The sequence below is a fragment of the Nitrospira calida genome, assembly GCF_976986435.1.
In genome coordinates, this window is record NZ_OZ335950.1 from 3,594,253 (window position 1) to 3,618,595 (window position 24,343).

Below are 24,343 nucleotides of genomic sequence, written 5' to 3' on the forward strand. Positions count from 1 at the left end.
TGGCCTTTTGGCTCAGAGCTTAGCCGCGACCTTGTCGAGGACGTAGGCCTCGATGATGTCTCCGGTTTTGAGATCGTTGAAGTTTTCGATGCCGATACCGCACTCGTAGCCTTGCTGCACCTCCCGCACATCGTCCTTGAACCGGCGCAGCGAGCCCAGTTTGCCCTCATACACAGTCACATGGTCCCTGACGACCCGCACACCTGCGCTCGCCCGGGTGATGGTTCCATCGACCACATAGCAGCCGGCGATGACGCCGACCTTGGGAATGGTAAAGAGTTGACGTACTTCAGCCCGTCCTAGCACGCGTTCCTTCACCGTGGGTTCGAGTAATCCTTCCATCGCGGCCTTGATATCCGCAATGGCGTCGTAAATGACGCTGTAAAGCCGGATGTCGACGCCCTCCTGCTCAGCCAAGGCTGCGGCCTTGGCTTCCGGGCGAACGTTGAAGCCGATGATGATCGCCCGCGACGCGGACGCCAGGAGCACATCGGTCTCCGTAATGCCGCCGACCCCGCTGTGGATCACACGAAGCTTGACGGCGCCGGCCGGGAGTTTTTCCACCGCGGCTGCCAACGCTTCGGCAGACCCCTGCACGTCGGCCTTGATCACAAGCGGGAGCTCTTTGACATCCCCTTCCTTGATCTTGGCGTACAGATCATCCAGGGTGACTTTCGCTGGACCCGCCAGCTCTGCAGTCCGCTGCTTGAGCGCCCGGGCCTCGGCGATCTCCCGGGCCACACGCTCATCTTTGACGACTTGAAAGGCATCACCGGCCGACGGGACGCCGGGGAGGCCGATGACCTCGACCGGTGTCGAGGGTCCGGCTTCTTGCACCTTGCCCCCCGTATCCGCGATCAAGGCCCGGACGCGGCCGCTGAACGTCCCGACCACGAACGCGTCACCCACGCGCAGGGTGCCGTTTTGAACCAACACCGTCGCCACCGGTCCGCGCCCACGATCCAATTTGGCCTCGATCACCGTGCCCTTGGCGGGACGATGCGGATTGGCTTTGAGTTCCAGCACCTCGGCCTGGAGCAAAATCATTTCCAGCAACGTGTCCAATCCGATTTTTTGCTTGGCCGAGACTTCGACCATGATGGTGTCGCCGCCCCAGGCCTCGGGAATCAGGCCATGCTCTGAAAGTGCGTGCTTGACCCGGTCCGGGTTTGCACCGGGCTTATCAATCTTGTTGATCGCGACAATGAGAGGTACCCCGGCCGCTTTTGCATGGTGGATCGCTTCGACGGTTTGCGGCATCACGCCGTCATCGGCCGCCACCACGAGCACCACGATGTCGGTGACTTTTGCTCCTCGCGCGCGCATGGCGGTGAACGCCTCATGACCCGGCGTATCCAAGAAGGTCACCTGCCTACCGTTCACGCGGACCGTATAGGCGCCGATATGCTGCGTGATACCGCCGGCCTCTTGCTCCGTCACTCTGGTCTGACGAATCGCGTCCAGCAGCGAGGTCTTGCCGTGATCGACGTGCCCCATGATCGTGACGACGGGAGGCCGCGGCTCCAGCCGTTCGTCGGCCAACTCCTCGGCCGCTTCCTTCAGCAGTTCTTCAGCCGCCTTTTCCGTCGAGACTTCCGCCCTGACACCGAACTCTTCGGCGATCAGCACGGCGGCGTCCAGATTAATGGGCTGGTTGAACGTCAGCATCTGCCCCATGTCCATCAACTTGCGGACGATATCGGCCGGTCGCTGTCCGATCAATTCCGCAAACTCTTTCACCGTCAGACCGGCGGTCAGCTTGACGCTCTTCTTGCGAGGCTTGGTAATCTCGGCGGTGGAACTCGGCTGAACATGGCGGGAGCGATCTTCCCTCCGGTGCACGGGAATGGCCCGCAAGTCTTCCCAGCGAGCCGCATCGTCACGAAACCGGACGTCTTCCTCCTCGCGGGCCCGGCTGGGCTTGCGGACTTTCTTGAGCTTGTCCTTCAGCCCAATTCCTTCGGGTTCGAGCGCCTCGATCGAGAAGCTCTTTTTCTTCCCGATAGGGAGGAGCGGCTCGACGGTGGAGACCGTCGGTGGCGGCTGAGCCGGTTTAATCTCGCGCACCTCAGGCTGAATACTAGGGAAAACCACATCAGCCGTCCGCACCGGAGACGGTGAGCTCTCGAGCTGGGATTCAACCTGCGGCGGCTCGGCCGCTGCAGGCGTCGGTGAAGGACCGGCTAGGCGGGCGGTATCCTGGAGCAAGGGGCCTGGCTTGGTGGTAACGTCCGGTGGCGCACCCGCAACTGGCTCCACGGTCGTTTCTTCGGTTTTTTTTCTTTTGATCAGAATGCGCCGCTTGTCCGGCTTGGGAGCCTCCTCAACGGCCGGCTGTTGCAGTCGCGCGGAAGCGGGCCTGCCCGAATCGCGTCCTGCCTCCCGCACTGAAGCCTGAGATGCCACACTCCCTTCTTCGCGGTGAGAACGGATTCCTCTTTTTTCGGCGCGAGACTCGGGTTGGTCGCCCGTCTCCGCGGTCTTGGCTTCGCCTTTGACCGTGGTCTTGCCTTTCGGCGCTAATTTTTCTATGACACGCTGCGCTGTCTCGTCGTCGAGAGTGCTGCTGTGGGAGGCGACCGCGATACCCATCCGTTTCAACTCGGGAATGAGTTCACGATTCTCCATGCTCAGCTTCTTGGCCAGCTCATACACCCGCATCTCGCTCCATCCCTATTGGACCTCACCCGCGGCTGCAGCCTCGGGCATCGCAGCGGCTTCCGCTAGCAGCGGCTTTTCACCAGCGCCACGGCTCGCCCGGGCCGCTTCTTCCTGCTCTCGTTGCGCCTCGGCCTCCTCGGCGAGAGCCGCCCTGATCTCCCTATCCCGCTCGGCCTTCTCTTTCTCGTATTCGGTCGCGCTAATGATGTCGATCTTCCAGCCCGTCAGTCTCGCCGCCAAACGGACGTTTTGGCCGTTTTTGCCGATTGCCAGCGAAAGTTGCGAATCGGCGACGACAACGAGCGCGGACTTCTTCTCTTCATCGATCCCGACCTTCTCGATGGTGGCGGGGTTGAGTGCTTCTGCGATGAATACTCGCGGATCAGACGTCCAGGCGACGATGTCGATCTTTTCTCCCCGCAACTCCCGCACCACCGCCTGCACCCGCGATCCCTTAATGCCGACGCAGGCCCCGACGGGGTCCACAGCTTTGTCGCGCGACGCGACCGCGATCTTGGTCCGGTCGCCCGGCTCCCGCACAATCGCCTTGATCTCCACGATCTTTTCCGCGACCTCGGGCACCTCCAGTTCAAACAGTTTGGCGACGAACTGAGGATGGCTACGGGACAGAATCACTTGCACGTCCTTGGGCGTGCGCCGCACCTCCAACAGGTACGCTTTGACGCGATCACCCCGTCGATAAGTTTCCCGAGGGATCTGTTCCTGCACGGGCAAAATCGCCTCCGTTTTACCCAGATCGACGAGGTAGTTGCGTCGCTCCATACCTAGGATGATCCCGTTGACCAGATCGCCCACCCGCGTCGCATATTCTTTCTGGACCGCCTCCCATTCGGCTTCCCGGACCTTCTGAAAGATCACCTGCTTGGCCGTTTGCGCCGCGATGCGGCCCAGTTCGTCCATCTCGATCAACGAGCCGATCTCATCGCCGATCTCCGCCTCGCTGTCGAACTCCCGGGCTTCTGCAAGCGAAATTTCGGCTTTGGGGTTGGTGACCGTATCGACGATGACTTTCTTCGAGACGACCGAAATCTCACCGGTTTTCGGGTCGATTTCGACTTGAATGTTCTCAGCCTGGCCGAATCGCTTTTTGGCTGCGGTCTGCAGAGCGGCCTCGATGGCGCTGATCACCCTCGCCTTGTCGATGCCTTTTTCCCGTCCGATTTGATCAATGACCGCGATCAGTTCTCTGTTCATGGCTCACCTTCGCCCCTCGTCCCGCTCGCCCTAGAACCTCACCTCGAATTTGGCCTCCGCAATAGCCTCCAACTCCAACCGAACCGTTTCCCGAACCGCCGAGTTTTCCAACTCCACCACCACGGCGTGATCTTCGACCGCCACAAGCCGTCCGACAATCCGCCACCGGCCTTCGACGGGAGCTTTCAGCTTCAGATTGAGGGATTTCCCGACCGCCCGGCGGTAATCTTCAACTCGTTTCAAGGGCCGGTCTAATCCGGGGGACGACACCTCGAGCGTGTACGCATGCGGGATAGGATCTGCCACATCCATCGCCGGGCCGAGCGACAAATGCGCCTGTTCGCAATCGTGCAACGTCACGCCGCCCGGCTTATCGATGAAGATCCGAACGACCGTGCGAGGGCCGTCTCCCGAGCAGACGACATCCACCAACTCCAAGCCGAGCGCCCAGAGAATCGGAGACGCGATCTCCCGGATGCGCTCGGCGACTCGCTGGGAATTGTACACATATCCCTCCGCGACCGCCGCCGCAGCCATCGCCGCAAACAAAAAAGTGGGCCGACGCCCACTTCACGCGAAAGCAAAATACCACGATGTCCCCAGCAAAGCAAGGGGCCTTTACACCGTCAGGTTGCGAAAACGCGCTGCCAACAGGGTCACGACGGGGCCAGGCCGACCGGACCCGATCGCGATTCCATCGATCCGGTTGACCGGCAGCACTTCGACGGTCGTCCCAGTCAGAAAAACTTCGTCGGCTCCTCGCAACTCCGCTTCCGATACGGGGCGCTCTTGTACGGCAAGACCCTCCTTGCGAGCCAGCTCGAGCACAAGGCTCCTCGTCACGCCGGACAGAATGCGCTCCCCCTCCGGAGAGGTCGCGAGGACGCCGCGTCGCACGATCATCACGTTGCTGACCGCACCTTCCGTGACCTCTCCGTCCCTGATAAAGATGGCTTCAAACGCGCCCGCGTCTTTGGCACGCTGACGGGCCAGTACATTGGCCAGGAGACCGATGCTCTTGATATCGCATCGTCCCCAGCGGAAGTCCGGGAGGGTAATCGCGCTCACACCGGACCGGAGGCCGTCGCTCAGGGGATGGAGTTCCCGGACCGTCATCACCACGGTAGGATGGACGGCGGTGGGGAATATATGATCTCTGGGCGCAGGCCCTCGCGTGAGCTGAAGGTACACTTTGCACTCCCGATAGCCGGCCAGGCGGATTCCTTCGGCGACTCGTTCCGCCCATTGCGCGGGAGAGAGCGGGCAGGGCAAGTCGATGGCTTTTGCGCTGCGTTCCAGCCGGGCAAGGTGCGCGTTCAAGTGAAACGGCCGGCCGCCGTATGTTCGGATGACTTCGTAGACTCCGTCGCCAAATTGAAAGCCGCGGTCCTCGACGGAAACGACGGCGTCCGCCAGCGGCATGAACTGCCCATTGACAAATCCGATGTCAGGCATCATCCCCTCGCCGAACAGTCGCCTCCCGGAGAGACCTGAACGAGAAACACGCGTCGCTCTTCGGCTGTGAATTTCCAGCCCAACCGCTTTTCGAATACCACCCGGTGCGTACCCGGCGCGACCGGTTTGAACTCAAAAGTCCGGCGACCGGCATCGACCGCATTGCCACTCGCGATCCGCAGGAAATCGTCACCGACGAGCACCAACGCCGCGGGATCGTAGCACGGAATCCAGAGTTCTCCTCTGGTACGGTCTTCCCAGAGGCGAATCCGCAACAGCTCGCCCATTCGAGACGTCAGCACCTTAGCGTCTCGCTCTTGTTCGCTCGCCAGCGCTTCGCCCTGCCGATTCATAGCTAGAGTTTGCGCCGGCCACCGACAAAGACGTCCTGCCCCTCGACGCGGACTTCATAGCTGCCGACGCAGTATCCACCTCCATCGGTTCCCTGCCCATTCCGCACATCAAACGCCAAGTCATGCCATGGACAGGACACCACACATCCCTTCAGCCGTCCCTCAGCGAGTGGGCCACCTTCATGCGGACAGACGTTGTAAATCGCGTAAAATGCGCCGTCGACGTTGAACAGCGCGATTGGCTTCCCGTTCACGATCACAACCTTCGCACGGCCCGGAGGAATTTCATCGACCCGCGCCACGAATTGAAATCCGTTCATCGTTCACCCCTTGCTCAACAGTCAGTCCGCAGAGCGGACCGGAGGATTTTACAACCGCAATGCGAATTTCAACTCAGCACCGGTCTGAAGATGTTCGCGACGGATCAGCCCGGCGGTCGCCTGAAGGATATAGCGCGCGTGTTCAGGAGGAGGTCCGTAAAAAGGGCAGGGATCTTCGGCGCATGGCTCCGCATGTTCGACGAGATGGACGATGTGGCGATATTCGTCGACCCAGATCATGTCCACGGGAATGCGGTATCCTTTCGTGCGGACGCGATGCGGACCGGAAGCTTCAAAGATGTAGAGCATTCCGGAGCCCTCGGGCAATTCCTCCCTGAAGGCAAGCCCGAACAGCAGCTTCTCGGGCGTGTCGGCGACCTCGGCTTCGATCTGATTCCCGCTCGGAAGTGTCACGACAATGATGTCGGCATCTTTATGATTGCCGAAGAACACGCTAGCGCTGATCAACAAAATGGCGAGCAGGATCAGAACGACCGCGCGCTGTTTTCTCTGACGAGGATCGGACTCTGTTGTAGAACTCATCGCGTGACGCTCAACTTAGGACGCGCATATTCTCTCGCGAGGCTTGGGTCGAACGGCTCATCATCATATCGAGCACATAGGTCTTCTGAACAGCCCGGCCACAGTTGACTTGGAAAAGTACAGCGAACTAGAATGACACACTTTTTATGATCTTTGAAGGCCGCGCCGAAGCGACCGGAGCGATTCAACGTTTGATCTGTCTTTTCTAGCACATCGGATACCGCGGGAAGGAGGCAAGGGTCATGTCACTGCTGATTACCGACGAATGCATCTCTTGTGGAGCCTGTCTCCCAGAGTGCCCCAACGAGGCCATCTTCGAAACCAGGAGCGATGCCGAAAGCAAAGGCTACCATGTGAGCGATGGCCAAGGGGTCGGCGACAATATTTATGTGATCACTCATGATCGCTGCACCGAATGTGTCGGCCATTTCGACGAACCCCAGTGCGCCGCTGTCTGTCCGGTGGACAACTGTTGTGTGCCAGACCCGGCCTATCCCGAGACCACGGAGGCACTCCTCGAAAAAGCAAGGAAGCTCAATCCCGACAAGCAGATCGATCCTAATAAGGTGTGGAGCGGGGTGCGGAACTAAACCGCCCCGAGCCTCACAGTTCTTCGCGCTGCTTTCCCTTGACATCCAAGGCCCTCGCCGCTGTAGCGGAGGCGAGGGCCTTGCTGTTTTGTTTTTGACCCCGTCACCTTTGCGGGACCAACCAGCATATTCCTGGATTTTATGGTCGGCGGAGCAGTACAATTTTTTCTAAAAAAGGGCGCGTTGGCCTCTTCTCATCAGAACCAACTGCGGCGGGCAAGCTGATCATCGTAGAGAATGTCCGGCCGAACCGAGTTGGGCAAGCGCTCGGAGGTGAAACCATGAACCCTACACGGGCTCTGTTCTATTTTTTTATTGCGACGACCCTGTGGCTGGCGGCACCAGCCGATCCAAGCACGGGCGACCTTGGCTCCATCATCGAGCGATTCGTGACCGCCCGGTTCCCGGACGCGATGAGCCATTTCTGGGTGGTGAACAGCGCGCAATGGGACGAGGATGAACTCGTCGTGGACGTCAACACCGTCGTCCTGGAACGATTCAAACAAGAACCCACCGAAAGCCGGTTTCTCCTGCTGATCGTCGAGGGTAAGGTGGCCGGAGCTCAGAACATCCCGCTCGATTCGCCTTCCGAATGTCAACCGGAAGAGCAGAATCAGGCTTGATCAGCCGGCAGGACTGGAAATCCTAAAAGAACCCCCGTTCACCCTCCCAGGATGAACGGGGGTTGCATGTCCGCTTGTTTGCACGGATCCTACTTAATCATCAGCAGCGTCCCGCCGACGTGAGCCGGATGCAGATGGCAGCGGTACTTCAACGTCACGCCCTGCGTAGCATAGAACAGATCGCTCGTCGGCACCCCGATGTATTTGGTTTCGCCCGGCTTCAGCACAATTTGAGCCTTCAGCACCGTTGGCGCGCCAAATGCCTCGTCCGCCGTCAACAAGAAGCCATGCTCGGCAGAGGAACTGTTCGTGACTTTCAACAACACAGGACGGCCCGGCCGAGCCTTGAAATCCAAGATCGTGGCGGGCGGATACCAGGCTTTGACGGTCCCGATCTCAACCGCATACAGTTCCGCATCAACCACTAATTCCTTGAACGGTTGACCGACCACGGAGCCGGTTTCAAGATCGCCGATTTCGACGCCGCCAGCCTGGTGAGCGAAGGCTCCCGACGCGCCGACCATAACCATGACGAGGCTAAAAAAGACAAATAAGATCATCTTGCCCATGACCAACCTCCTTCATGAAGAAGAAATGTGATTAGGTTTAGCAAAGAACCCTCGCCAAGCCCACGGATTGGTGAACTCGTTCCGAGATACCAGTTCGCCTCCTTTTGTTGTCAAGACAGAGACTTGCCCCTGTGCAGAGTGGGGAACCTTATAACATAGGGGTGAAAAGGGAAGCAAGCTCGTAGTTTGGAACACTTGGCTCCCGCCGCCCTGGGAGCCGACGCCGTTCGCCTCAATTAATTTTCTTCAACGCTTTCACATCATTGCGATAAGCCCGCCGGCTCTAGTCCTCCGTCATCGACTGCGCGCCCGATCAGGAGATCGTAGGGAGCATAGTCGTCCGTGAGAGCAAGTCCGGCCCGCCAAGGTTCTATCCTGCGCGTCGACAGCAACGCCAGCGCTTCCATTGGAAGCCGTCCGTTCGCGGCAAGGGCGCTGACCCGGCTTGCAAATTCTTCGAAGGTGAGTCGATCGAGAGGAACTCCGGCAAAGAAAAGCACATTTTGCGCACCGGGTTGTTTCGTGCGCCAGGGGCCTTTCACCCCGAATGATTCGACAGCGGGGAACACCGTGCGCAACGTGCGCATGACAGCGCTCTCCCGCAAGCGATCCCCGCCTTCCCCTGATGTGGCCAAGTTGACGACGACGACTCCGTCGGGCTTCAGGTGGGCCCGCACTTCCGAAAAAAACTCTCTCGTCGTGAGGTGGAACGGTACCATGTGCCTGGCGAAGACATCGATCCAGATCACATCGTAGGTCGCCGCCGTGGAACGGAGGAACGCGCGTGCATCCTTGACATGAATGTGGTGCTGCGGAGGCGGGTGATACTCGAAATACCGCTCCGCAACCCGCACGACAGCAGGATCGACCTCCACCACGTCCAGCTCCAGATCCGGCCAGGTCCGAGCCAGCCATTTCGCCATTGATCCGCCGCCGTGTCCAAGAAGCAAACCGCGTGTGGGCTCGGGCACAAACGCAAGAGCTGCGACAAATAGTTGGCTGTAAGGTAAGAACAGTGCGACCGGGTCGGCCTTCCACATAACGGCGTGAAAGGTCCGATCGAGAATCAGATAGCGAAACAGGTCATCATCGCGCACCCGAATCTGCTGGTAGGGGCTATCCTCCTGATGCACAGGCTTCGGCAGTTGTTGGATACGATAGACCGCCAGCCCACCCAGGCCTACCAATCCTGCCAGAAGAAACAGCCCGCCGAACACGGGGAGAAGGGACCGGGTTCGGAACGCAGCCCCTCGCCCGAACCAGAGTACCCCAAGCGCAATCTGAATCCCACCCAACCAGCCGATCAGCGCCAGGGTTCCAAGCCAGGACAAAAGAAAGAACGCCGTGCCCCAGGTTCCGACCAAGCTCCCCACCGTCGAGACCGCGATCATGCGTCCGGCATGCCGCCCCAAATATCCCATATCCTTCACGGCGAGGCGGAGAAGAGCCGGAAGTACCCCGCTGAGACCAAACGCCGGAGGGGCCAATAAGAAGCTCGCCGCCAAGCAGGGACCCCATCGCGGGTCGTCCGTCAGTGCGGCGACCTTGAACATGACGGGATGCCCGCTCCACGCCAGCAGAAAGGTCCAGCCCCCGGAAAGCAGCAAGAGCCACGCCAGGACCCGCTCACCGGGCTGCCGATCCGATAACCACCCGCCGAAGGCATAGCCGCTGCTCATCGCCGCCAGAATCACGCCGATCAGCGCACCCCACACGTACAAGGAATTTCCGAAGACAGGTGCCAGCAACCGGCTGCCGAGTATCTCCAGCGCCATCACGACAGCCCCAGAGATAAGCGCGGTTACCAACAACAGCACCGCAGAGGATGGAGGGGAACCCGGTCCCGTGGTCATGTAGCTGGGGGACTCATCAAGTCGTCCGGTCGGGTTCAAGCAGAGAGCGGCGCGGGATGAGAGATCACAACGTTCCCCAGTTCTTGAAATACCGGAGCAGATCGCGGACGGAAAGAATGCCGACGATTTGGCCTTCTTCGGTGACAACCAAGTGACGGATGCCTTTTTCCGCCATGAGGTCGCTGGCATCGTGCGCGGAGCGATCGATCTCGATCGTGATCAAGGGGCTGCTCATTACCGAGCAGACGCGGGTCTGCCGGGCATCGACTCCCTCAGCCATTGCCTTGCGCACCAGATCAGACTCGCTGACGACGCCTAGGTAGACATTTCGTTCGCTCACCAGCAACGCACCAACCTTGGCGTCGCGCATCTGTCTCGCGGCTTCGAGGAGGGTCGCATCAGGGCTGACCGTTTTGAGCGCTCGGCTCATCATGACCGCCAGAGGACGCAAAATCGCTCCCGTCTGCAGGGCCATGACGCGGATCCTCCCCCGTGTTCTTGCAGGGTCAGAATTCTACTGAACGGTTCTGAGGGGTGTCAATCGAGGAACCTGACTTCCGTGAAAGCGGCCGTACCTGGGTGCTGAAGAAAACGAATTGGGTGGCTGGCTTTCCGACGCTTTGCTATACTCGCCCTCCGTCGACCTTGACATGACATAATCGCCGGACGATCCGGCCATACGATCGCCAGCTTCAGGAGGGTTTCCACTATGCATATCAGCGTCATCGGGACCGGCTATGTCGGATTGGTGACCGGGGCGTGCTTCGCCGAATTCGGGGTCAACGTAGTCTGCATGGACACCGATTCCCGACGGATCGCCAAGTTGGAAAAGGGGGAGGTGCCTTTCTACGAACCGGGTATCACCGAATTGGTCGCCAAAGGTTTACGAGAAAACCGCCTGGCTTTTACCACCGACATCGCCAAGGCCGTTGACCAAGCGCTAGTGCTGTTCATCGCTGTCGGAACGCCATCCCGCGCGGACGGCTCAGCCGATCTCTCTTATGTCGAAGAAGTCGGACGCGGCATTGCCAAGAACATGAACGGTTACAAAGTCATCGCGACCAAGTCTACCGTGCCGGTCGGCACGGGCGAGAAACTCCGGGAGGTCATCAAGGCGAATCTGTCAGGTCCGTATCGCTTCGACATCGTGTCGAATCCGGAATTCCTGCGCGAGGGCTCGGCCATCGAAGACTTCTTGCGGCCCAACCGCGTAGTCATCGGAGCTGACAGCGATCAGGCCATTGCGATCATGAAGGATCTCTATCGTCCCCTGTATCTGATCGAGACTCCGTTTGTGGTCACGGACATTCCGACAGCCGAAATGATCAAATACGCGTCCAATGCGTTTCTGGCCACGAAAATCTCGTTTATCAACGAGATCGCCAACCTGTGCGAACGGGTCGGCGCGGACGTGCAAGTGGTCGCCAAGGGTATGGGCTTGGACCACCGTATCGGCAGTAAGTTTCTTCACGCTGGCCCTGGTTTCGGCGGTTCCTGTTTTCCCAAGGACTTGGCCGCGCTCGTGCAGACCGGTGAACGGGTGGGCTATCAGTTGGAAATCGCCAGCGCGGCGGCGCGCGTCAATACCCAACAGCGCCAGCGCATGGTGGAAAAGATCCGTGGCGCGCTCGGCGGTGTGAAAGGCAAGACGCTGGGGTTACTCGGGCTGTCGTTCAAACCGAACACGAACGACTTGCGGGAGGCGCCAGCGTTGGCGATCGCACAACAACTGATGAAGGAAGGGGCTGTGATCCGTGCTTACGATCCGGCCGCGTTGGACGAGGGAAGCAAACTGCTCCCCGGCCTCGTTCCGTGCAAAGACGCATACGATACGGCGGAAGGTTCCGACGCATTGATCATCATGACGGAATGGAACCAGTTCCGAAACCTAGATTTCGATCGATTGAAAACGGCCTTACGGCGCCCGCTGCTGATCGATCTACGGAACGTGTACGATCCTGCTCGAATCGCCGGCTTCGGATTTCACTATGTGTCCGTCGGCCGACCCGATCGGGAACCCCGCCTCTCTTCCTGATCCTCACGTGGAGTTTCGATTTTAGGTGGATGAACTGGTCAGCCTCGGCTTTTCCACCACCGGCTCTTCCTTCGGCTTGGGCTTGTATCCCATTCGATCCAACACCTTCATGATGCGGCTCTTAAGTCGATCGTCCGCATCGACCAAGGCCGTCGCCAAAGGTTCGACTGCCGGTTTGCCGATCTTGCGAATAATCTCCGTCACTGATTGCCGCAACTCATCTTCCTCGGACACCAGCAAAGGAATCAGCGCCGGCACCGACACGCCACCCAGCTTGATCAGCGCATCGTAGGCCCGTTGCCGCACATCCCCGACTTCGTCGGTCAGCGCTTCGACCAGGGGCCCCACCGCTCTCGGATCCTTCAGCTCTCCCAACACCTCGGCCGCGTACTTGCGGTTCAGCCAGTGTGAATCTTTCAGATCCAGCAGCATCGCATCGGCTTTGGCGGCATGTGGATCCTTGGCCCGGATCTTAAAGCTCTTGGCGACGCGCTTCCCGCCCTCCTCCACAACGCGGATAGTCGCGCCGTCGCCGACCTTAATCTTCTTGAGGTCTTCCAGAACCTCTTCCGCCACATCCAGGACCACGGTTTTGCCGTCATAGGCCAGCAGTTCCACCTCGATCTGCCTGGCCTCGGGATTCACCGCCACCACCCGCTCGGTGACGAGGTTGAATCCGTCCTTCTTGATCCCGCCCTTCGGACCGATCTGAATGAGCTTCACCGGTGCTTCGTCTGCCATGGTGTTCGTCCTCTATGCCTCGGTTACGTCGTGCGCTCGGGCTTCCAGCCGAGACTGGCCAGCACGCCTTCCACGGTTTCCTGTACGATCGTGTTCTCGTCCTCCAGTAAGGGCAGCAACGGCTCAATCGCCCGTTTGTCTCCCAGCCGGGCCAAGGACTCGGCCGCGTTGCGGCGCACGAGCCAATCCTCGTCTTTCAACGATTCGATCAAAGGCTCAACGCCGCGGGGATCGCCGATCTTCCCCAGCGCCTCGGCCGCGTGGCGGCGGACCATCCAATTATTGCCCATCAGCCCCTCGATCAACGCGTCCACGGCGCGGGCGTCGCCGATCTTCTTGAGCACCCGAGCGACGTCCTCCCGGACCGTGCTGTCGCTCAAGGCTTCGATCAGGCCGGGCACAGCACGCGAATCGCCGATCCGCTCCAAGGCCCAGACCGCCGCGGTTCGGACGGCGCCGTCTTTATCCTTCAGCGCCTTGACCAACGGCTCGACGCCTCTCGGATCCTTGAGTTTCCCCAACGCCGACGCCGCCTGTTCTCGAACCGACCACTCCTCGTCCTCGAGCGCCTCAATGAGGCGATCCACCACCGCTGGACCGATCCTGACGATCGCGCTGGTGGCTGCTTCCCGGATCACCGCGTCTTCGTCGGCCATCAGACCGATCAGTTGCGGCACGGCTTCCAACCCCATTTGCCCTAGGCTCGCGATCGCATGGTCCCGCAGCGCGTCGTTGTCGTCGCGCAACGCGGAAATCAACTGCTCCACCCGATCCGATCGATGTTCCTCATCACGCATGGTGTTCCTGCTCTTCGTGCTCCACGGTGTGCATGCCTTCTAGCGCTGCCAATTTGTTCGAAATCAGACCGGCGTTGTACGCGACCAGCCCATCGCGATCCGTCTTCAGACGCTCGAAGAGATCCTTGTATGGCTTCAGCACTTCCACATCCTTGACTTTGGCCAGCGCTTCCATCGCAAACACGCGCAACGGCCGGATCGGAATCGCCTCGATGTACAGTTCGACCGGCCGCGCATCGCCAATCAAGCCCAACGCTTTAAGCGCCAACTCCTTGACCCCCGTATCCTTGTCCACGCGCAACCGTTCCATGAGCGGCTCGACCGCCCGCACGTCGCCGATCTTGCCCAACAGATCAGCCGCCGCTTCGCGCACCACCCAATCCTCGTCGCGCAAATACTCGATGAGAATTTCCACGCTGGGTCGCCCGATGGCCAGCAGATCGATCACGGTCGCCATGCGGGCTTCCTCCCGCTCGCTCGCGCCCTCGACATCCCGTAGCGCGTTGAACGCGCGGTCGATCCGCTCGCGGATCGCGCCCAGTTTCTTGAGCGTGCGGACAGCGATGTCACGGACAGCCGGAGAGCCCATCGCATCGATAAGCGCCTCCGCCGAGCGCGGATCGAGCAGATGCTCCAAAATCGTCGCGGCCGTCACCTGCGCCTCTTCATCCGGGTGCTTGAGCATTTCGCCCAAGGGGGCAATGGCGTTGGGAATGACCCCCAGGAGATGCGTCACCAGCTTGCGCGTCTCCTCGGCCTGGGCGTCACAGAGCAGTCGCACTAAGGCAGAGGCTGTCTCGGCATCCACAACCCCGGCCATCTGCTCCAACGCTGCAGCGCCTGCCCTCCGAACCGCTTCCTCCTCATGCCGGAGCAAACGCACCAGCGCCACACCGGCGTGCGGATCCTTGATCCGGGCCAGCATACCCGCTGCCTCGATCTTCAACGCAGGACTGCCCGTCTCCAACGCGCGGATCAACGCCTGGACAGCCCTCGGCCCGCCGGACAGACAGGCCGCCGTCGCCCGCATGCGGCGCCAGTCTTCCTCGTGCACCAGCTCCGCAACGAGGGTTTCGATACTTTCCTTCGGCATAGCGACTCACGAGACAGACAACGGATGAGGGGATGGAGGCTGCAGCTCCATCAGAAAAAGTTCACGCCTTCTGCTGCCATCTCGCCCCTGGCCATTGCCCCATGCCTCCTCGCCTGTTCTATGTCCGTCCCCGCCTCCATCCCAGTTGTGTCAGTGCCTCCTTCACGTGGTAGCGGAGGTTGTCGTCTTGTTCCTTCGCCAGCACCGGGAGAAGATATGGAACCGCGGCTGGACCGAATCGCACCAACGCGGCCGCCGCCTCGGCGCGGGTGATCGTGCTCTGGAGCGCCGCAACTAGGATCGGGAGGGCTCGATCGTCGCGAATGAGGCCCAGCGCCCGGACGGCCGCACCCATCACGACCATTTCTTCGTCCCAACGGTCGCCGCACCCGTCAAGCGGACGGCTGACGGCCGGCCTGCTCGATCCGTTGACGACTTCGATCAAGGCCGGCACAGCGCGGGCATCGCCGATCCGCCCTAACGCTTCCACCGCAAGCAACCGCAAACCGGGCTCCTTCATGGCCATGATCAGGAACTCAACCGCCCGAGAGTCGCCGATCTCGCCAAGCGCACGGATGGCATCCTCCCGCACCGCAGCATCGCGGTCATTGAACAGCACGTACAGCAAGGGTTCGACGGCGGCTGGGGATTTCATTTTTCCCAGGGATTCGACCGCGTGCAGCCGGACCAGCCAATCCTCATGCCTCAGCGCCTGCAAGAGAAGGGGAACGGCCGCCGACCCCATCAAGGCCAACGCCTGGGCGGCTTCTTCGCGCACGGCTTTCACCTTGTCCTGCAACAGCGGCAGAAGCGGTTGGGCAGCCTCGGCCGCGCCGATTCGCCCCAGCGCCTTGGCGGCATGCATGCGGACGATCCAATCCGGGCTTTGGAGGGCCGCCACCAGCGGCTCGAGAACCCGCCTGTCGCCGATGACTGCGAGGATAGAGGAAGCCGCCTCCTGGATCGAAAGCTCCGGATCGGAAAGGCAGGCTCCTAACACCATGACCGCCGGCTCACCGATCGCTGTCAGCGCGCCGATGGCCGCCTGGCGTACCGCCCGATCGGGATCGCGAAGGAGGGACACCAGGGGCAGCACCGCCCGTGCCTCACGCAGAGAGCCCAAGGTCGACGCGGCTTCTTCGCGGACAGCCCAATCTTCGTCTTTCAGCGCGGCAATTTGTTCGGCCACGTAATCGGACACGCTTTTCCTCTCCCACCACCGCGGTTGACCTTAACACAGGCTTTTTCGCGCGGTCAACGGACGCCCCACCAGGACAGGCGCATAACCACCGTAGAGACCTCCAGCGTCCATCGGCCACCTCTGGACCCGCAAGCGACAGATCGAGGCCACTTCAGATTGACATGCGCTCCGTTCGCCTTCTACTATGAGATTATCGTATTCCGTATTCCCACCATGGCTTCCAATTAAGTTGAACGCCGATGTATTGGAGCATGCAGGACCTGACAGGCAGAGCATCTCATCCGTTCATCCGATAAGGAGGTTCCAAATGAACATGAAGAGGACCGGGCACCAAACGACGCGCGTATGGGGATTGGCGGGATCCATTGCCTTGGCCTTGTGCTTAGGGCTCTCCGTGGCAGCCCGTGCCTACGAGGTGTGGATCACGGATCAATCGGACACCGGGAAGGAAAGCGGCGGCTATCTTTATATCTATGAGGGCGCGCAGTTGGCGGCTAACCCTTCGTCGGCCAAACCGGCGGTCACAATCGATCTCGCCGGCGACATCAACAAATTCTGCCAGGACGCGACACAGAAAGCCGTCCGCCGTCCGCACATGCTGTTTTTCACCCAGGACCAGTCTCACGCCATTCTGTCGTTCCTCAGCGGCCACGTCCTCTTCATGGATGCCGCGACGAAAAAACCGGAAGCGTGCCTGAGCATGGGAAAGAATGTCCATGCGGCTTGGCCGACGCCGGACCAGAAGATGGTGATCGCCGCCAATATCGCGGAGAAGAAATTCATCAGAATCTGGACGGACTACGCGAGTCATCAATTCCGGTTCGACCCTGAAAAGGACGTCATAAACCTTGGCGCGATGGAGAGCGGAGAGCGCCCGGACACGGCACCGATTTGCCCGATTACGGAAGCATCCAGCAAATATGCCTTCATCACGCTTCGAGGAGGAGGACTATTCGTCGTAGACGTCACGGTTACGCCGATGAAGGTCGTCGCCACGCTCGACAATGTCCAGATCCACCCAGCCGGTTGCGGCGGGATTCAGGTCGGAGACACCGTCTATATCAATTCCGGCGGAGGATGGCCGGTCGCACCGTTGTCCTACGATGTCTACGCCTTGAACATCTCCGATCTCCCGAAATCGGTCTCAGCCAAGCTGATCACCACGCGCGATACCCAGTTCGCCGATTCACATGGAATGGTTGCCGTTGGCCGCTATTTATGGAGTGCGGACCGGGCGGGCAACAACATCGAGGTCATCGACACGTTGAGCAACCTGAGCGTCGGGACAATCGAATTGGCGGGGCCCGTGAGCGATGACCCGGCGCCGGACCTGATGGATGTATCCCCGGACCAGGCGTATGTGTTCGTAGGAACGCGAGGGCCGATTCCTCTCACGGGCAACGACAAGAACGTCAATAACGCCAAGGGATCAACTCCCGGCGTCGGGGTGATCAAGGTGACGAATGGAGGCCGAGGAGGGGAATTCGTGGGGATCGCACGGATCACCAACATGAAGGACGGCAAGGAAACCGCCGACACGCACGGAGTGGCGGTAAGGAGAAAATAGGGACGACCACAACTCCTGGGCTCTCAGCGTTCAGCACCGTCCCCCAGCTGCTAACAAGCAGACAGTTGAGCCGTGGAGGGGCTCAACGCTGAGCCTTACATGGCGCCCTTGGCGAGGTCGCCGGCTGGACCGAATCGCCCGGTTTCACCCAGCGGCTTCTCGACCCGAAGGTTGTCGGCCATGCTGGAATCCACCGTCGCTTCCTCGGGCGGCGGCGTCCAGCCCAGCTTCTCCAGCGTATCCAGCACCAGCAGGCGCAAGGCGTCCTTGGCGCTCAGGCGAGATGACGCGAAGGATAAGACGCGCTCGCCTTCCCCTTCCACCTCCGACGCCTTCGGGTCGTGTAGGAACGCGACCAGCGGCTCGATCGCGGTATCGCCGATCAAGACCAACGCCTGCGCCGCTTTCTCGCGCAAAACGCCATCCTTCAGCAACATAATCAAATCCGGAATGACACGCGGGTCGCGGAAGTGGCCGAGGGCGGTCGCCGCCGCCTCCTTGATGAACGCCTCTTCGCTCACGATACAACCGGGAGTCGGCGTCCCGTCCTGGCGAATGCCTTTCCCGCGCAGCGCATCCAACACTGCGGGCAGCGCGCGCGGATCGCCGATCATACCCAAGGATGCGATCGCATGCCGCTTCACCGCCCCGTCCTTCATCGCCTCGATGAGCGGATCGATCGCACGCGGATCGCCGATCATGCCCAGCGCGATCGTGGCGTCCTCCCGCACCGCGCGGTCGGGATCCTTGAGCGCCTCAATCAAAGCGTCGACCACGCGCGATTCGCGGACCCACGGCCGACCGATCTGATAGTCGGTCGTCATGCCGCCAAGGGCGCGGGCCGCATGGCACCGGACGACAAAATCTTTGTCCTTGAGACATTCGATCAACGGCTCGACCGAGGCTTGGCCGATCGCAACGCACGCCGTTCCGGCCGTCTCTCGGACGATTTTCGAAGAGTCGCGGAAAAGTTTGATTAGCGTAGGCACGGCTTTCGGATCGCCGATTTTCCCCAATGCTTCGGCCGCTGCACTCTTCACTGCGCCGTCCCGATCCCGGCAGGCGATAATCAACGCATCGACGGCCCGTGCGTCCTTAATCTCACCGCAAGCTTTGGCCGCATGTTCCCGAACCCGCCATCGTTCGTCTTTCAGGCACTTGACGAGTCGATCGACGACCGGCGGCCCCAGATGGGCTATGGCGGCCACGGCTTCGTTGCGCACCTCTGTGATCGGATCGTTAAAGAGGTTGATGAGGGTCTCGACCGCCTTGGATCCTCCGATTCTGGCGATACCCCACGCCGCATGCGCGCGAACCGACCAATAGTCGTCGCTACACGCCTGGATCAAGGGTTCCAGCGTGCCGGGATCAGCCAATTCGGCCAGTGCCTTGGCGGCTTCCTCGCGCGTGGCGTCATCGACATCTTCCAATGCTTCCAGCAGATCTTCGACCGCTTGAGCCATAGCTTATTGCCTCAGCCCGCCTCGTGAGGCTTCGCTCAGTATTCCCAGTCCCGCTGGCCGCCGTAGGGCACGGTCCTCGTACATCGGACCGTCAGCGTCTGCGTGCCTCGTCCTTCAACGCACTGATCGAGTGTCTGGGAAAATTCGAGGACGCCGTCGAGTGTCACGGTAAATGGGAAATCGAATGTAAAGGTACCGAAGCGATACTTCCCCGGTTTTAACTTCAGCTCCTTGCGTTCGGTGGTGCGATAGGCGTCGGAGGTGTCGGGATCGAGCGTCATGATCATCGGTGTCACCCCCGGCACCTGCCACCTGGTCGGAGGATAGAGTGCCGTCGCATCCACTATGATCGGATACTCCTTCGAATAGGCCGCCGGAGGGGCGGCCGAAGCGGTGTGCAACACAAACCCGACCATCAGGACCGACACCAGGCAGGCCTCTCGCCACCGCAACACCGATCGATCGAGAGAAGGTTTCTGGCGAATGCGCATGCGATCACCGTCCCTGAGGCGAAACTTCTATGGAGCCCGCACTGACCGGAGCAGCGGCCGACGCCGTCAGGAAAATCTCCTCCACGGGACGGCTTTCCCATTCAGTGTGGGTCTCCAGACCCAACGACCGGAGCACCGTGGCGCCCGTGTCGATGATCGAGACCGGCTGGCGGATCTCGTGTCCTGGCTTGATACCGACACCCGACGCAATCCAGGGCACCACAGGTAGATCGCCTCCCCGCCCTCCGCTGCCGTTTTTACTGATTTGCCGCTCGCCGCTTCCGCTCAATGAAGTGACGAACACGGTGGTCCGGTCTAGCAGCTTGAGTTCCCGATACAGATCGAGAACCGATCCCATTGCCTTATCTACTGTCTTCAGCGCTTCCCGGTATTCTTTCGAGTTCCACCCATGCGCTTCCCCGGCCCGGCCCGCTTCAGGCAGATGCACCACCAGCAAGTGGGGAAGGGAAAGAATTGCGTGGCCGTGGCCGTGACCGCTGATCGCTTTCTTGAAATAGTCCCGAATGTAGCGGACCACGGTCTCCGTGCTGCATTCCGGTTTCAGCGGCCCGCACATCTGATAGTCCGTGTAGGGCTCCGGCTTTGCCAGTTGATAGAGAGATTCGTCCATGAAGAAAATCGCGCTGTCCCTACCGCCGCTCAAATCCAGATAGTCGAACACAGTCGGAGGGCGCGGATAGCCGCGGATGAACTCAAAGGAGTTCCAGGTCACGCCGTGTTTCTCGACCGGCAAGCCGGTCAGCAGCGAGGCCATCGTCGGCAGCCTGAGCGCGGGTTTCACCGCGGTCGCCGACCAAGTAACCGCTCCATTCTTGACCAGCCGGCTGAGTACCGGCATGGTTCCGCCTTTCAACGAGTCCTGGCTCAGCCCCTCCAAGACAAAGAGAATCACGTGTTCGGTCTGAACCGTCGGCGGATGGGAAACTCCGACCGAGCCGGCTTCCGCCGGAACATTCGTCATCGTCGTGGCTGTTGCGGAGTTCCCGGGAGAGATCGCGGCGACCAGCAAGAGCGCCGCAACGAAGGGGATCGACTTGTTTCGAGTGAATTCATCTCTCTCCATAAATTTAAAAACCCCCCATCACCTTGTTCGCTTGAGCTTTCCCTTCGGGAGCCCGGAGCTTTGTAAGTTAACATGTGAATTTCCGCGAAGGCAAGCGGGATCGGTGCAGGCTTGTGACATGGGTGGCGGATCAGTGTCCTGTGTTATGCTATACACAAGAGCACAGCGACCGGACCAAACGCCTGAGCCGCCCGGGCAGGAAAAAGTCAGCAGGGCTGTTACGGAACAGAGCGCCGGCGTCTCATCCATCCCCGGCAGGGTGCGGATCATGCTCACTCGATCACTCAGCCTGACCTCGGCGATGGGTTCCAGGCGTTCCCTCTTCATTTCCTCTCTCCTTTGCGCGGCCATCCTGCTTCTTTCATGGTTCTTTTCCGACGTTCAGGCCCGGGCCGAAATCCGCATCGTGACGGCCAGCGGCGAGCACCGTATGGGCGACCGCGACACGCGCGAGGACGCAATCAAACTCGCGGCGGAGGCCGCAAAGCGCAACGCGCTCGAACAGGTGGCGACCTATCTCGAAAGCGTGACGGTCGTCCGCGATCTCGATGTGACGCAGGATGAAATCCGCACCTATACAGCCGGCGTCGTCTTGGTGCTCGATCAGCACATCACAACGAGCCTCGACGGCGAAACGGTTGTGATCCGGGTTGATCTCACGGCGCAGGTCGACAGCGAGGACGTCATTCGGGCCATTGCCGCATTGCGCAAAAACGAAGATGCCAGGGAAGAGTTGGTCGCGCTCAAGGCGGAGGTGGATCGGCTTCACCAGGAGCTGGACGCCGCGAATCACGCATTAGCCGAAGCGGCCTCGCCAGAGCAGGTCCGGAAGATCAGCCGACTGCGGCAGGACATCCTCGACAAGGTCCAATCCAACGCGCTCGTGTCGCAAGCCTGGACCGATTGGGTGATCGTCTCCCCGTTCGTTGGATTTTCCCCCTGGGTGAACGCGGCTTCAATCCAGGCGCTTCTCGCACAAGCGGAGCAATTAAATCCCTCGAACCCCCATGTTCGAGTCGTTCAGCAGGTGCTGACAGCCCGGGTCCCGCCGACCCCGCCGCAGCCGCCAGCTCCGCCTGCGCCGCCACACACGACGCTTGCAATGCCGACCTACCAGGTCGTGCCACAGCAACCGCTGCCGCTCTCATCTCCGCCCACGCTGAACCAACTCCTCCAGGCGCCGATGAAGCAGCCGGGGGCAAGTTCTCCTCCTGCGGATCAGCAGCCGACCGCGCCCCAACCCGCTTCATCTTCTCTGTCACGGCGACTCTCGACAATGACGCATTTGACGCCATTCCTCCTAGCACCTCCAGGATCGATCACCGGCAGCGCACCACCCCCAACCCCTCAGACACCGCCGATGCCTGATTCGCCGCACACGTCGTCCCGCAATCTTTCGCCGATGCTCCAACACACTCCGGCAACGATGCCGGCCTCGCCACCGACGGTGCGCGGAACTCTACCTGCCGCCAAGGTGCTCCCTGCTCCGGATGGCGCGACGCTACCGCGGAAACGGCGTTTGTCTCCGGGACTCGATCGGCTTTTCGCGCCGCAGGGAGCAGGTCCCCATCTCCCCCGCGAATCCCCGCACGTCAGGCCGTTCCCGCCGGGCCGTGGGTTAAGCGAGAGTCAGGGTGGACCTGGCCACAAGGGAGCCAAATGAAATTGATGATGAAGAAAGAATGGCTGGCTGTGCCAGGGCGGGTTTGCTCGTTGATCATTGCAACAGGCTTGGCGGTGGTGGGCGGCTGGCTTTTTCTTTCAGAAAGTCGCGGGGCAGACCCCTCGCCCGTTTCGCCCCCGATCCGCGGACATGCCGGCACCTCGTTCGACCAGCTCCAGCAGCATGAGCGGCGGGCGAGCCGATCACAGGGTGTTCGGCCCGATGCCGATGCGCTTCTGTCGGAGGGACGCGACTTGCAATCCCAGATCTCCTCTTCCGACCACTTTCTGGTCGGCCGGGGTTATGGGGATCTCTCGAAAGGGCGCCTCGTCTGTCAACGGGTGTCGGAATTGGCCGCCCGCACCGACTTGGCCAAGCAAATCCGGGTGCTGATCAAGGAGCACGCCATTGACCGGATGCGGGAGCGCGCCGGTCGGGAGACCGAGCAGGACATCGAAGTGACGCGCGAAGAGATCGTCCAGGAATATCTCCAAGGGGTGAAGATCATCGACCGTCAGATCGATGAAGCGGGCGGCACATGCACCGCCACCGCCGTGATGCCGAAGACCCGGATCGCTCCCCCACCTGCGCCGGAGGCTCCGGTCTCACCCCCCGCGGTCGTCCGCTGAACCGCACACTTCCGACCCTATTTCGACCATTTGCACTCCGAAGCCCGTTTCGGGTAAGTACATCCCGCCATGCCGATCGACAACAATTTTCAGCACGATGAGATGTCCCGCAGAAATCCCGGCGACCGGGTCGGCTTTCGCGAGCTGACCGCCGGCGCTCCGCCGGATTCGCCCGCCTGGCTGGACGCGATGGCCGCGCTGGGCGTCAAGCTATCGCAAGCGGGGGTACGGGTGGTGGTGTTCTTCCACGGGACCTTTCTGGGAAGCGATCTTTTCGGTGTACAGCGCCTGGACGAAGCAGGCGGTCTGAAGCGCGGTTACTCGAGGGGGATTTCCGGGGTCGACGCCCTGTTGGCCCTGATGCGCGAGGGCGACAACGGCTTGCCGAGCAGCCGCACCGGCCTCAAGCCACCGTTTGCTAATGACGAGCCGACCAAGAAGCTGCTCGATGAGCGGGCCGGCGACGCCGGCAATTTTACCGGCGCCTACGTGGATGTGTTCAGCAAGGCCGTCAACAAGGCGGTGTCGAAACCGATTGTCTGCGTGCGCGAGCTCTGGTCGAGCGAGCACCACCACCTCGGACGGGCACTCGCCGCCTGCAGGTTGCTTGATCGCTTGCGCGCTCTATGCAGGGAGCATCAACTCCGGGACGGCGACCGGATTCTAATTCAGGCCCACGGCCACGCCGGGCAAGTGCTGGCCTTCGCCTCGAATCTCCTCACGCCGGCCCCGATCGTCGGACGAAAGCGGGTGTTCGAAATCTTGCGCAAATACGCGGAGCAGACAACGCACGTCGAACTGTCGGCGATGCTCGACCGGCTGGAACGAGCGCATGCGACCGAAATCTTGACCGGTGTGGCGCTGGATGTCGTTACATTCGGGACCCCGGTGCGCTATGGATGGGACCCGTCCGGCTTAGGAAACCTGCTCCACGTGGTGAATCACCGGGTGTTGAGAACCGACGGGAAAACCTGGCTGGCGAAAATGGAGCTGCCGCAGATCACCATGGAGATGCCGGTCGCTTGGGGCGGCGATTATGTGCAGCAACTGGCCGTCGCCGCCAGCGACGCGGTGCCGACCACGGAAGAAGCCAAAGCAGCCAACAAAGCGCTGTGGGAACTGGTCGAGCCCTACGACGGTTTCGAACGCTGGCTGGAATGCGTTCGCCGCGCCGTCCGGTGCCCGACCGACGGCCTGTGCCGCCTGGTCGATTACAAAGACTGCACCGGCTCCACCAACCCTCTCGACCACCTCTTCGGCCATGCAGCCTACACGCGGATGAACGCGATGCTGTTCAATACGAGCGAAATCGTGCGTACGCTGTACGCTCCAGGTAGCGGCTAGCTCCCGACTCGATTCTCACAAGGCCGACGCGAGTGGGCTGGCATGCGATTCCC

24 protein-coding genes are annotated in these 24,343 nt (G+C 60.8%); 7 read left to right on the forward strand and 17 right to left on the reverse strand.

What is annotated here, in order from left to right:
• Positions 1–12 precede the first annotated feature (12 nt).
• From infB to ACWHTU_RS17545, 7 genes are all read right to left on the reverse strand, one after another.
• On the reverse strand, positions 13–2,661 hold the full coding sequence (gene infB / locus ACWHTU_RS17515; RefSeq protein WP_447860694.1) for a translation initiation factor IF-2: 2,649 nt from the start codon (positions 2,659–2,661) through the stop codon (positions 13–15).
• 12 nt (positions 2,662–2,673) lie between these two features.
• Positions 2,674–3,876, reverse strand: coding sequence for a transcription termination factor NusA (gene nusA / locus ACWHTU_RS17520; RefSeq protein WP_447860695.1), 1,203 nt, complete (start codon positions 3,874–3,876; stop codon positions 2,674–2,676).
• A gap of 30 nt (positions 3,877–3,906) precedes the next feature.
• Positions 3,907–4,413 (reverse strand): ribosome maturation factor RimP, encoded by a 507-nt coding sequence (locus ACWHTU_RS17525; protein WP_447860696.1) that lies wholly within the window; start codon positions 4,411–4,413, stop codon positions 3,907–3,909.
• An 81-nt stretch (positions 4,414–4,494) separates the two neighbouring features.
• Positions 4,495–5,334 carry a D-amino-acid transaminase gene (gene dat, locus ACWHTU_RS17530; RefSeq protein WP_447860697.1) on the reverse strand — a complete coding sequence of 280 codons (840 nt, stop codon included), beginning with the start codon at positions 5,332–5,334 and terminating at the stop codon, positions 4,495–4,497.
• Positions 5,331–5,684 (reverse strand): protease inhibitor I42 family protein, encoded by a 354-nt coding sequence (locus ACWHTU_RS17535; RefSeq protein ID WP_447860698.1) that lies wholly within the window; start codon positions 5,682–5,684, stop codon positions 5,331–5,333. Before ACWHTU_RS17535 ends, dat begins: the two co-directional genes overlap by 4 nt.
• A gap of 2 nt (positions 5,685–5,686) precedes the next feature.
• The gene (locus ACWHTU_RS17540) at positions 5,687–6,004 is read right to left on the reverse strand and encodes a Rieske (2Fe-2S) protein (protein ID WP_447860699.1); all 318 of its coding nucleotides are present in this window, start codon (positions 6,002–6,004) and stop codon (positions 5,687–5,689) included.
• Between the two features lie 48 nt (positions 6,005–6,052).
• Complete coding sequence (locus ACWHTU_RS17545; protein WP_447860700.1) at positions 6,053–6,547, reverse strand: DUF192 domain-containing protein; 495 nt, start codon at positions 6,545–6,547, stop codon at positions 6,053–6,055.
• 242 nt (positions 6,548–6,789) lie between these two features.
• On the opposite strand from ACWHTU_RS17545, the gene ACWHTU_RS17550 reads away from it, so the two are divergent.
• Positions 6,790–7,137 carry a 4Fe-4S dicluster domain-containing protein gene (locus tag ACWHTU_RS17550; RefSeq protein ID WP_447860701.1) on the forward strand — a complete coding sequence of 116 codons (348 nt, stop codon included), beginning with the start codon at positions 6,790–6,792 and terminating at the stop codon, positions 7,135–7,137.
• Positions 7,138–7,418: 281 nt separating this feature from the next.
• Positions 7,419–7,760, forward strand: a complete 342-nt coding sequence (locus ACWHTU_RS17555) for a hypothetical protein (RefSeq protein WP_447860702.1) — start codon at positions 7,419–7,421, stop codon at positions 7,758–7,760.
• Positions 7,761–7,849: 89 nt separating this feature from the next.
• On the opposite strand, the gene ACWHTU_RS17560 is transcribed toward ACWHTU_RS17555, so the two are convergent.
• The 3 genes from ACWHTU_RS17560 to ACWHTU_RS17570 form a co-directional block, all read right to left on the reverse strand.
• Positions 7,850–8,329 carry a hypothetical protein gene (locus ACWHTU_RS17560; protein WP_447860703.1) on the reverse strand — a complete coding sequence of 160 codons (480 nt, stop codon included), beginning with the start codon at positions 8,327–8,329 and terminating at the stop codon, positions 7,850–7,852.
• Between the two features lie 260 nt (positions 8,330–8,589).
• Positions 8,590–10,182, reverse strand: coding sequence for a fused MFS/spermidine synthase (locus tag ACWHTU_RS17565; RefSeq protein WP_447860704.1), 1,593 nt, complete (start codon positions 10,180–10,182; stop codon positions 8,590–8,592).
• A gap of 64 nt (positions 10,183–10,246) precedes the next feature.
• Entirely contained in the window at positions 10,247–10,657 is a 411-nt protein-coding gene (locus tag ACWHTU_RS17570) for a CBS domain-containing protein (RefSeq protein ID WP_447860705.1), read from the reverse strand.
• A gap of 234 nt (positions 10,658–10,891) precedes the next feature.
• On the opposite strand from ACWHTU_RS17570, the gene ACWHTU_RS17575 reads away from it, so the two are divergent.
• On the forward strand, positions 10,892–12,217 hold the full coding sequence (locus ACWHTU_RS17575) for a UDP-glucose dehydrogenase family protein (protein ID WP_447860706.1): 1,326 nt from the start codon (positions 10,892–10,894) through the stop codon (positions 12,215–12,217).
• Between the two features lie 21 nt (positions 12,218–12,238).
• On the opposite strand, the gene ACWHTU_RS17580 is transcribed toward ACWHTU_RS17575, so the two are convergent.
• From ACWHTU_RS17580 to ACWHTU_RS17595, 4 genes are all read right to left on the reverse strand, one after another.
• Complete coding sequence (locus ACWHTU_RS17580; RefSeq protein WP_447860707.1) at positions 12,239–12,958, reverse strand: HEAT repeat domain-containing protein; 720 nt, start codon at positions 12,956–12,958, stop codon at positions 12,239–12,241.
• Between the two features lie 23 nt (positions 12,959–12,981).
• Complete coding sequence (locus ACWHTU_RS17585; RefSeq protein WP_447860708.1) at positions 12,982–13,755, reverse strand: HEAT repeat domain-containing protein; 774 nt, start codon at positions 13,753–13,755, stop codon at positions 12,982–12,984.
• Positions 13,748–14,848 carry a HEAT repeat domain-containing protein gene (locus tag ACWHTU_RS17590; RefSeq protein WP_447860709.1) on the reverse strand — a complete coding sequence of 367 codons (1,101 nt, stop codon included), beginning with the start codon at positions 14,846–14,848 and terminating at the stop codon, positions 13,748–13,750. The genes ACWHTU_RS17585 and ACWHTU_RS17590 overlap by 8 nt, the downstream gene beginning before the upstream one ends.
• Positions 14,849–14,966: 118 nt before the next feature.
• Positions 14,967–16,049, reverse strand: coding sequence for a HEAT repeat domain-containing protein (locus tag ACWHTU_RS17595; RefSeq protein ID WP_447860710.1), 1,083 nt, complete (start codon positions 16,047–16,049; stop codon positions 14,967–14,969).
• A gap of 307 nt (positions 16,050–16,356) precedes the next feature.
• Here ACWHTU_RS17595 and ACWHTU_RS17600 point away from each other — a divergent pair, with 307 nt between their 5' ends.
• Positions 16,357–17,616 carry a hypothetical protein gene (locus ACWHTU_RS17600; protein WP_447860711.1) on the forward strand — a complete coding sequence of 420 codons (1,260 nt, stop codon included), beginning with the start codon at positions 16,357–16,359 and terminating at the stop codon, positions 17,614–17,616.
• A gap of 95 nt (positions 17,617–17,711) precedes the next feature.
• Here ACWHTU_RS17600 and ACWHTU_RS17605 read toward each other — a convergent pair whose 3' ends face one another.
• From ACWHTU_RS17605 to ACWHTU_RS17615, 3 genes are read right to left on the reverse strand one after another with little or no spacing between them, the layout of a single operon-like run.
• The gene (locus ACWHTU_RS17605; protein ID WP_447860712.1) at positions 17,712–19,079 is read right to left on the reverse strand and encodes a HEAT repeat domain-containing protein; all 1,368 of its coding nucleotides are present in this window, start codon (positions 19,077–19,079) and stop codon (positions 17,712–17,714) included.
• A 35-nt stretch (positions 19,080–19,114) separates the two neighbouring features.
• Complete coding sequence (locus tag ACWHTU_RS17610; protein WP_447860713.1) at positions 19,115–19,570, reverse strand: hypothetical protein; 456 nt, start codon at positions 19,568–19,570, stop codon at positions 19,115–19,117.
• A 4-nt stretch (positions 19,571–19,574) separates the two neighbouring features.
• A complete protein-coding gene (locus ACWHTU_RS17615) occupies positions 19,575–20,654 on the reverse strand; it encodes an alkaline phosphatase family protein (protein ID WP_447860714.1) in 1,080 nt (359 codons plus the stop codon).
• 268 nt (positions 20,655–20,922) lie between these two features.
• Between ACWHTU_RS17615 and ACWHTU_RS17620 the strand changes: the two genes are divergently transcribed.
• From ACWHTU_RS17620 to ACWHTU_RS17630, 3 genes are all read left to right on the forward strand, one after another.
• Entirely contained in the window at positions 20,923–22,317 is a 1,395-nt protein-coding gene (locus ACWHTU_RS17620) for a hypothetical protein (RefSeq protein ID WP_447860715.1), read from the forward strand.
• A complete protein-coding gene (locus ACWHTU_RS17625; protein WP_447860716.1) occupies positions 22,314–22,946 on the forward strand; it encodes a hypothetical protein in 633 nt (210 codons plus the stop codon). Before ACWHTU_RS17620 ends, ACWHTU_RS17625 begins: the two co-directional genes overlap by 4 nt.
• 69 nt (positions 22,947–23,015) lie before the next feature.
• A complete protein-coding gene (locus tag ACWHTU_RS17630) occupies positions 23,016–24,290 on the forward strand; it encodes a hypothetical protein (RefSeq protein ID WP_447860717.1) in 1,275 nt (424 codons plus the stop codon).
• The last annotated feature ends 53 nt before the right edge of the window (positions 24,291–24,343 follow it).